Source organism: Chloroflexota bacterium (assembly GCA_018648225.1).
Classification (GTDB): Bacteria; Chloroflexota; Anaerolineae; order Anaerolineales; family UBA11858; genus NIOZ-UU35.
Genome location: JABGRQ010000219.1, coordinates 1 through 8,013, shown reverse-complemented (window position 1 = coordinate 8,013; position 8,013 = coordinate 1). Strand labels below are relative to the sequence as shown.

Annotated in this window: 7 protein-coding genes; 6 read left to right on the top strand and 1 reads right to left on the bottom strand. The window is 53.5% G+C overall.

All coding sequences use genetic code 11. From position 1 onward, the window contains the following. Positions 1–1,368 (top strand): hypothetical protein (locus tag HN413_18290; GenBank protein ID MBT3392352.1); only part of this gene is annotated, 1,368 nt, incomplete at its 5' end. Positions 1,369–1,534: 166 nt separating this feature from the next. Here the strand turns inward: HN413_18290 and HN413_18285 are convergent. Further along, a complete protein-coding gene (locus HN413_18285; GenBank protein ID MBT3392351.1) occupies positions 1,535–2,026 on the bottom strand; it encodes a metallophosphoesterase in 492 nt (163 codons plus the stop codon). A gap of 102 nt (positions 2,027–2,128) precedes the next feature. On the opposite strand from HN413_18285, the gene HN413_18280 reads away from it, so the two are divergent. From HN413_18280 to HN413_18260, 5 genes are all read left to right on the top strand, one after another. Then, positions 2,129–3,280, top strand: a complete 1,152-nt coding sequence (locus HN413_18280) for a S41 family peptidase (protein ID MBT3392350.1) — start codon at positions 2,129–2,131, stop codon at positions 3,278–3,280. A 257-nt stretch (positions 3,281–3,537) separates the two neighbouring features. After that, the gene (locus HN413_18275; protein ID MBT3392349.1) at positions 3,538–4,626 is read left to right on the top strand and encodes a hypothetical protein; all 1,089 of its coding nucleotides are present in this window, start codon (positions 3,538–3,540) and stop codon (positions 4,624–4,626) included. Positions 4,627–4,727: 101 nt separating this feature from the next. Then, a complete protein-coding gene (locus tag HN413_18270; GenBank protein ID MBT3392348.1) occupies positions 4,728–5,612 on the top strand; it encodes a CBS domain-containing protein in 885 nt (294 codons plus the stop codon). Then, on the top strand, positions 5,609–6,868 hold the full coding sequence (locus tag HN413_18265) for an ArsB/NhaD family transporter (protein ID MBT3392347.1): 1,260 nt from the start codon (positions 5,609–5,611) through the stop codon (positions 6,866–6,868). Before HN413_18270 ends, HN413_18265 begins: the two co-directional genes overlap by 4 nt. Positions 6,869–6,883: 15 nt before the next feature. Next, positions 6,884–7,879: an LCP family protein gene (locus HN413_18260; GenBank protein ID MBT3392346.1), complete on the top strand. Its 996-nt coding sequence runs from the start codon at positions 6,884–6,886 to the stop codon at positions 7,877–7,879. The last annotated feature ends 134 nt before the right edge of the window (positions 7,880–8,013 follow it).

The window sequence follows — 8,013 nt, the reverse complement described above, 5'->3', positions numbered from 1 at the left end:
ACCACGCTGCGCGCCAAAGGGACAATGATCGGCGCGCTGTTGATTGTCGGCGGGCCAGAGATTGTGCCGTTTCATCATCTGCCGAATCCCACCGACGACGCCGACGCGGATGTGCCCTCGGATAATCCTTATGCCACGCGCGATGAAAACTATTTCATCCCCGAATGGCCGATAGGGCGCTTGCCCGGTGGTGCAGGCCGCGACCCGGCGCTGCTACTGAGTGCTATGCGGGGGATTGCGGCGCAACATAAACCCAAACGCAAAAAATCAGACGGTCCGTTGCGCTGGATGATCGAGTTCTTGCGGCGTGTACTCCCCCAACGCGCCCACACCCAAAGTTTTGGTTATAGCGCCGAAATCTGGCAAAAAGCCGCCGCATCGGTGTTTACCGTAATTGGCGAGCCTCGCCAGATGCTGACTTCGCCTCCTGTTGGCAGCGAGAACAAAATCCCTGCCCCTACCGCGCAACTGGGATATTTCAACCTGCACGGGCTGGAAGATGCTGCCGAGTGGTACGGGCAACGCGCCCCCAATAGCAACGGAGATGGGTCGCCAACCAACCTGGAATTCGATTTCCCGGTTGCACTGCGCCCACGCGATGTGGTCAATGGCGGACGCGCCCCGCAAGTGATCTTCAGCGAGGCCTGCTATGGGGCGCATCTTTTCAATCGCGGCGTCGAAGAGTCGCTGGCGCTCAAATTTCTCAACGCCGGGGCGCGGGCAGTGGTTGGTTCGACAGCGGTAGCCTATGGCTCCGTTACCACACCGCTCAATGCCGCCGATCTGCTCGGCAAAGCCTTTTGGGAGGCCCTGCAAAGTGGCTATCCCGCCGGTGAAGCGCTGCGCCGCGCCAAAATCCATCTGGCAAGTGAGATGCACAACCGTCAGGGCTATCTCGATGGCGAAGACCAGAAAACGCTGATTTCGTTTGTTTTATATGGGGATCCGTTGGCTTACGCGCAAGATAATTCCGGTTTCAAGAATCGAAAAAGCCGAAAAGATATCACCCGCTATACTACACCGCCGTTGAATGTTAAAACGATTTGCGACCGCGCTGATAACCCGGGAAGTTCTGAACCGATACCTGCCGAAGTCATGAAACACGTCAAACAGGTTGTGAAACTCTATCTCCCCGGAATGAAAGGAGCGCATTTGGCCTTGAGCCACGAACACGCCGGTTGCTGCTGCGAGGGGCACACCTGCCCCAGCGGGCAATTGGGTGAAAAATCCCGTCCCAATGCTGAGCCGCAGCGCAGCGTGGTAGTACTCAGCAAAGAAATTCGCCACGCAAATCGCCTGCATCCAGCCTATGCCCGCCTGACTATGGATGCACAGGGCAAAGTTGTCAAATTGGCAGTGAGCCGATAACCTCCCTCACCCTCGGCCCCTCTCCCAAGTTGGGAGAGGGGAGTCGATGGCTTGTTCACCTCACATTATTGGGCTTACACATTTACGAAAACAATCTTCATTCGAAGTGCATACAATGCACGTTCCCCATTCTCATGAAATCGGGAAAGGGGCTGGGGGAAGATGGCTAACCCAATACAACCCACTCCACAAAACGTGTAGCCGTATCCAAGATCGCCAGCGTGCTGCGCCCGTTCAATCCCATGATCTCGCCGGGGTTGAGCAGCAGCGTCTCGCCAAGCCATTCTTCGTAGGCCGTATGATCGTGCCCATAGCACACCAAATCATAGCGTCCCGAAGCGGCCAGGCCGCGCGCAATTTTAGGATAGTGATTCATGGCGATTTTAAGGCCGTCCAATTCAATTTCAGCCAATTCGCCATGCAGATGAATATTCTCCGCTGCGGCAGCCACCTGCGAGAGGGCCACTTTATCCCCATCGTTGTTGCCCCAAACAATATGCACCGGCCTGCCGCCTGTTCCCTTGATTAACCGCAAAATCATAAATGGAGCCACAAGATCGCCGCAATGCAGCACAGCATCGGCGGCCTCCAGGTGCGGCATGGCCGCGGCCATCTTCCAAATATTGTCATGGCTGTCGCTTATAATGGCTATACGCATCTTCGCTCTCCTTGTGTTTCAACCGATATAGTTATAACTTTCGCCTTCCCTAATATTCTATGGCGCGGCGAAAGCCCTACCTATGATAAACTTGCGGGGGATATGAACTGGAAACGAGCCTTCACTATTTACTTCCTCGGCCTGCTGACCTTCGGGATGGCCTTCGCTTTGGGCTATTTCGTCCGCGCCCAATTCTACCCCAGCCTGAGCGAATATCCCATCTGGAACGAAGCCCGCCAAATTTTACGCGTCAACGCCCTCTACGACCCGCCCCCCGATCCGGCGCTGGAATACGGCATGATCCGTGGTATGCTGGCCGTCTATGACGATCCTTACACACGTTTTGTCGAGCCAGCCCGCACCGAACTCGATAGCGACAATCTCGAAGGCAGCTATGGCGGCATCGGCGCGACGCTGGAACGCGGCCCGGAAGACGAGATTTTTGTCTACCCCTTCCCGGATAGCCCTGCGGCGGAGGCCGGTGTGCAGGCTGGCGACCAACTGCTGCGCGTGGATGAGTTGGTCATCGCCGCGGCGACTCCCATAGACGAAGTGGTGGCTGCCTTACGCGGCCCGGAGGGTGATCTGGTGACAATTGAGATTGCCCGCCCCACAAGTGATTCCACCGAATCATTTACCATCCAACGCGCCGCCATTCCCCTACCCTCCGTCACCTGGCGCCTGGCGCTCGAAGATGCGCGCCTGGGAATCATCAAGGTCAACCTGATCGCTGCCAGCACCGCCGCAGAGATCGAAAAAGCAGCCGCCGATCTCGACGCTCAAGGCGCGCATTTTTACGCCCTCGACCTGCGCGGCAACGGCGGCGGTCTGGTGGATGCGGGCGTCGAAATTGCGCGCCTATTCCTGACCGAGGGCGATATTCTGCAAGAGCAGTACCGCGGCGACGACCCCGAAATCTACACTGTGCGTCGTCCTGGCCCTTTGAGCGAAATACCCCTGGTGGTGCTGGTGGACGCGAATACAGCCAGTGCAGCCGAAATCGTTGCCGGGGCACTGCAAACCCGAGGGCGCGCCGCACTGATCGGCCAGCCTACCTACGGAAAGGATGTCATCCAACTGGCCTTTGAACTCAGCGATGGCTCCAGCCTGCATGTCACCGCCGCCCAATGGCAAATTCCCGGTCTGGATGCCAATATCAGCGCCGAAGGCCTGCAACCGGATGTGCGCGTAAAACCCGGCGAAGATGGGCAAGATACGACCATGCTTGCTGCGGTGGTGTATTTCAGCCCCTGATTCGCGAGCGTAAAAATAGTGCTAGCTACCCGACAGATTTAATCACGAAAAAAAATCGAAGACCCTAACCCGAACAAGTCGGAACCAATGGGGTTTACCACAGAGACACAGAGTACACGAAGTTATATTCAAAGCAACACGGAGCAAACCACTTCTCTGTGCACTCCATGAAAAAACTCTGTGAACTCCGTGTCGCCGATGCCCTAAAGGGCATAATTATTTTTAGAAAGCAAGCAAAATCAGACAGGTGATGATATATGGTCGAATTTGAACACACAATTTTTATTCTCTTATTATTGAGCGGGGTGCTCAATGCCAAGCCCCCGCGCCAGCGCTGGGCGACATTGATAATTGCGGTCGGAATTCTGCTGGTATTCTTACCCCCAGCCCGCCAAATACCGATTCCCTGGGAGATGATTTTGGGACTGGTTATTCCATTACTCCTATGGCAGAACACCCGAAGGATTGTTAATGCCGATTGGCGGGGCTGGAAAAGCATTACACTTTGGTGCGGCGCTGCTCTGATCTTCAGTTCAGTTCTTTGGTTAATTGGGGCTTTAAATTGGCCTGGTGCTTTGCTGTTCGGCATACTTGCAGCAAGTATGATTTGGAGGGCTGGTGAACCGGTGAATGGCGCCAGTTATATGAGCCAGATAGGGCCGCTAACCTTGATGTTTTTACTGACCGAAGTTGAAGCAGCCATTCAATCGTCTAATCAGTATATTGGGGGGATTTTCAGCAGCGCGTTTTTGGGGATAGTAATCGCCTCATTCGGACTGTATCTGCTCCGCAAAACTTCGGCCAGATTTCATTCCTGGATTAGTATCGGTCAAGTATATTTCGCCTACTGGTTTGCACTCGTCATTGGTGGTTCAGCTGTTACAGCGGCATTGGTCAGTGCAATGGCATTCGTCTGGCTGAGCCAGCATTACCAACTTGGTTTTCACGTGAAAACGATGCCAGCCCCGTTGAACTCCTGGCTGGGGTTTAGTTTGGTTCTGCTTTTATTCCTGTTGCTGGGTTGGCAGGCCCACCAACCGGCTTCAACCCTTTTGCTGATTGAAGTCATCGTGGGGGCTTTGCTCGGCCTTGGCATCGCCTGGCTAGGCCGTAAATGGAAAATACTGGTCTTTCATAAAAAAGGCTCATTCGGATTAACGGGATTGCGCGTAGCAGCGTTCCTTTTCCCGGCACTGCTCCTTTGGCCGCGCGAAATTTTGGGCCAGCCGTTCCAACTCGCTGTAGCTATTGGCATAGCGGTTTTGGTGATTGGTTTTTCACATATGGGGCTTTCTTACTATTTCCCAACGGGATCTCGCTCGAAAGATGCGCCCCCAAGGCTATAGCACTTGTTACGCTATGAATTACCATTTTTTTAGGTTCTCTGGGAAGCACCGTGGTGGTAGTTCCCAAAGAGCCAATATTATTCGAAATTAAAGGAGAAAAAATGTCAAATCTGCTACTTGTTATTTTGAATGACACCAGTAAATTGCCAGATATATTGAATATTTGGCGAAAAATTGGCGTCCCGGGAACCACTATCCTGAAAAGCGCTGGAGGGCATGCCTCCCGCACCTGGCTCAGCCGGGTTGGGTTGGGCGCGATCAATCATCTCTTCGAAACGAAGGAAGTCGAAACCCGCACATTAATCGCAGTCTTCGATGATGAAGAATTACTGGCACAGGCGATTGCTGAAGCCGAACGTATTGTCGGCGGTTTTGATCAACCCAATAGTGGTGTGGTTTTGGTGCTGCCAGTTTCACAGGCAATTGGGATATATAAAGCAATCCCCCAACCGCTTCAAGATGTGTCCCCACCGGCGCTCCGGTCGGACTGGTCTGTTCTTCGGGATACGCCGATCGAAAAAGTAGATTCCCTATTGAATCTAGAGCCAACTATCGTTTTAGGCGATACTTCATTGGATGATGTCGCCCGTGCCATGTTAGTACGCCCGAATGTGCATGTTGTTTCAGTGGTTGCAGAAGATGGCCGTTTGATTGGATTATTAGAACTGAGTGCATTGGCCGACGATCTCTTTTTCCACATTTTACCAGAAGAATTCCTCAGTGAGATCACAGACATCGAAAAAATGATGGCCTTTGCCAATAAGACGCGCGCACTGACTGCCCATGATGCCATGACGCCCCCCATTTGGGTTAAGCGCGGCGAGACTGTAAAGGAAGCTTTCAAACGAATGCATGATAATAAGCTGCCAGGATTACCCTTAGTCGATGAGCGCTATCATGTCGTTGGGTATGTCAATTTGCTCGAACTATTATCGCTATGCATCCAAATGAAAAATGATGTCCACTCTTCGGAGGTGGAAAAATGAACTCCCTTTGGTTAGCAGGCAGTATTTTTCTATTCACCTACGCCCTGATTGTCAGCGAAAAAATTCATCGCACAATATCTGCACTCTTGGGTGGTCTGGCGATGATTCTGTTCGTGCTGCCTCAAGAGCAGGCCTTTCACGCTATCGACTGGAATGTAATCTTCCTCTTGGCGGGCATGATGATTATTGCCAATGTGCTTAAAGAGACGGGGCTATTCCAGTGGATTGCCCTACAGGCCGTTCGTTTTGGGAAAGGCGATCCCTTTAGGGTGTTGATCATGCTTTCCCTGATTACTGCGGTCACCTCAGCCTTATTAGATAATGTCACTATCGTTGTGCTAATCGCCCCGGTAACTTTATTTGTCGCCTCAACACTGCGGGTCAGTCCCATACCCTTCCTGATTGCTGAAATACTGGCATCCAATATTGGCGGCATGGCCACCCTGATCGGTGATCCGCCCAACATCTTGATCGGTAGCGCCGCCGAGATCGATTTCGTGACCTTTGCAGCCAATATGGGGCCTATCGCCCTGCTCATCTTGCTGGTATTCATCGGCATGACACGCTTTTTGTTCAAAAAAGAGTTGACCGCCCACGATCAACCCAACGTGGATATTGCCGACTTGGATGCATCTGCATTAATTACCGATCCTGTCTTGCTGCGCAAGTCGTTGTTGATCATGGCCGCGGTTACTTTGGGCTTTATCTTACATGGCGCTTTACACCTAGACCCAGCTACCATCGCGCTGCTCGGAGCCACCCTGCTGTTGCTCTGGAGCAAATCGGACCCCCATCATGCCCTGCGCGAGCTAGAGTGGACGACTTTATTCTTTTTCTTTGGGTTATTTATTACAGTAGAGGCCGTTGTTGAAGTCGGTTTAATCGAAATGATCGCCGATTGGGCCTTGCGCCTGACTGGGGGTAGTTTACCCCTAACATCCATGCTGCTAATCTGGTTTTCAGCGATTGCATCCGGGATTGTTGATAATATCCCCTATACCGCCACCATGATCCCCATCGTAAAAAGTTTAAGCCAGGTTATGCCAGCAGAACCTCTATGGTGGTCGCTGGCCTTAGGAGCCGATTTAGGCGGCAATTTAACCTTAGTGGGCGCCGCAGCCAATGTTGTCGTCGCCAGTCTGGCCGAAAAAAGCGGGCACCCGATCAGTTTCGGGCGTTTTTTGCGCTATGGCGTTATCACCACGCTTATGTCTCTGACCTTAGCAAGTGGATATGTCTGGTTGCGTTATCTCTAGAACTGAAACCTGCCGATGACGAACCAGCCTCCTTCGCAAGACGAAACCCGCCCTACGCCGGTTCCTCCCGATCCGTGGAGTGAAACGCGCCCCATGCCTGCCCTGGAGGATGAAACTCACCCCACGCCAGTCTATGCGCATCATCCAGCCCCCGAAACACGCGTCGAGTGGGCGGAGCCGCCGCGCAAACGCCGCGGGCGCGGCTGTGGTTGTTTGCTGGGCATGCTGCTACCGCCCGTGTTACTCTTGCTGGTTTACCTATTCTTCCCCGGGCGCACAAATATTTTACTGCTCGGCACGGATGCCCGCGAACCCGAATCGTGGGTGGGGCGCACGGACACGATGGTGCTGGCCACCATCATCCCCTGGCGGCCCTACGCCGGGATGCTCTCGTTGCCGCGCGATCTCTGGGTAGTGATCCCCGATTACGGCAAAAATCGCATCAATACGGCGCATTTCTTCGGCGAGGCCGACCAAGCCGGAGGGGGTCCGCCGCTCGCCATACAAACGGTGGAATCCAACTTTGGGGTGAATGTGGATTACTATATCCGCGTGCGCTTCATCGGCTTCCTCGAAATTGTGGATGCGCTGGGTGGCGTTGAAATTGAACTCAGCCAGCCTATGTCGGGGTACGAGGCCGGAAAACACTTGCTCAACGGTGAGCAAGCTCTGGCCTTTGTGCGTGATCGGGCTGGCAGCGACGATTTTGCGCGCATTGCTCGCGGGCAAATTTTCCTGAAAGCGTTGGGCAAACACCTGCTGACTCCCTCGGTGTGGGTGCACCTGCCCCAGGTGATGGCTGTGCTCGGCGATTTCATCGAAAGCGATATTCCGGTCTGGCTGTGGCCGCGTCTGGGGTTTGCTTTGCTGCGCCTCGGGCCAAATGGCATTGATGGGCGCGTGATCACCCGCGAGCTGACCAATCCTTTCACCACCAGCGGTGGAGCGCAGGTGCTGGGGCCAAACTGGGAGCGTATCAACCCGGTGCTGTTGGAAGTTTTCGGGCAATGATGCTATACTCGATGCAACTTAAAAACAAGGTTTCAGCCACAGAGCGCACAGAGATAAAAGAGAAAAATTCGGTGGCATAATTAACAATATGAATGTCAAAATCATCGCAACCAACCGAAAAGCGCGGCACGATT

Coding starts and splice junctions, on each gene's coding strand:
- HN413_18280 (MBT3392350.1), top strand. CDS start 2,129: ATGAACTGGAAACGAGCCTTCACTATTTACTTCCTCGGCCTGCTGACC.
- HN413_18260 (MBT3392346.1), top strand. CDS start 6,884: ATGACGAACCAGCCTCCTTCGCAAGACGAAACCCGCCCTACGCCGGTT.
- HN413_18285 (MBT3392351.1), bottom strand. CDS start 2,026: ATGCGTATAGCCATTATAAGCGACAGCCATGACAATATTTGGAAGATG.
- HN413_18270 (MBT3392348.1), top strand. CDS start 4,728: ATGTCAAATCTGCTACTTGTTATTTTGAATGACACCAGTAAATTGCCA.
- HN413_18275 (MBT3392349.1), top strand. CDS start 3,538: ATGGTCGAATTTGAACACACAATTTTTATTCTCTTATTATTGAGCGGG.
- HN413_18265 (MBT3392347.1), top strand. CDS start 5,609: ATGAACTCCCTTTGGTTAGCAGGCAGTATTTTTCTATTCACCTACGCC.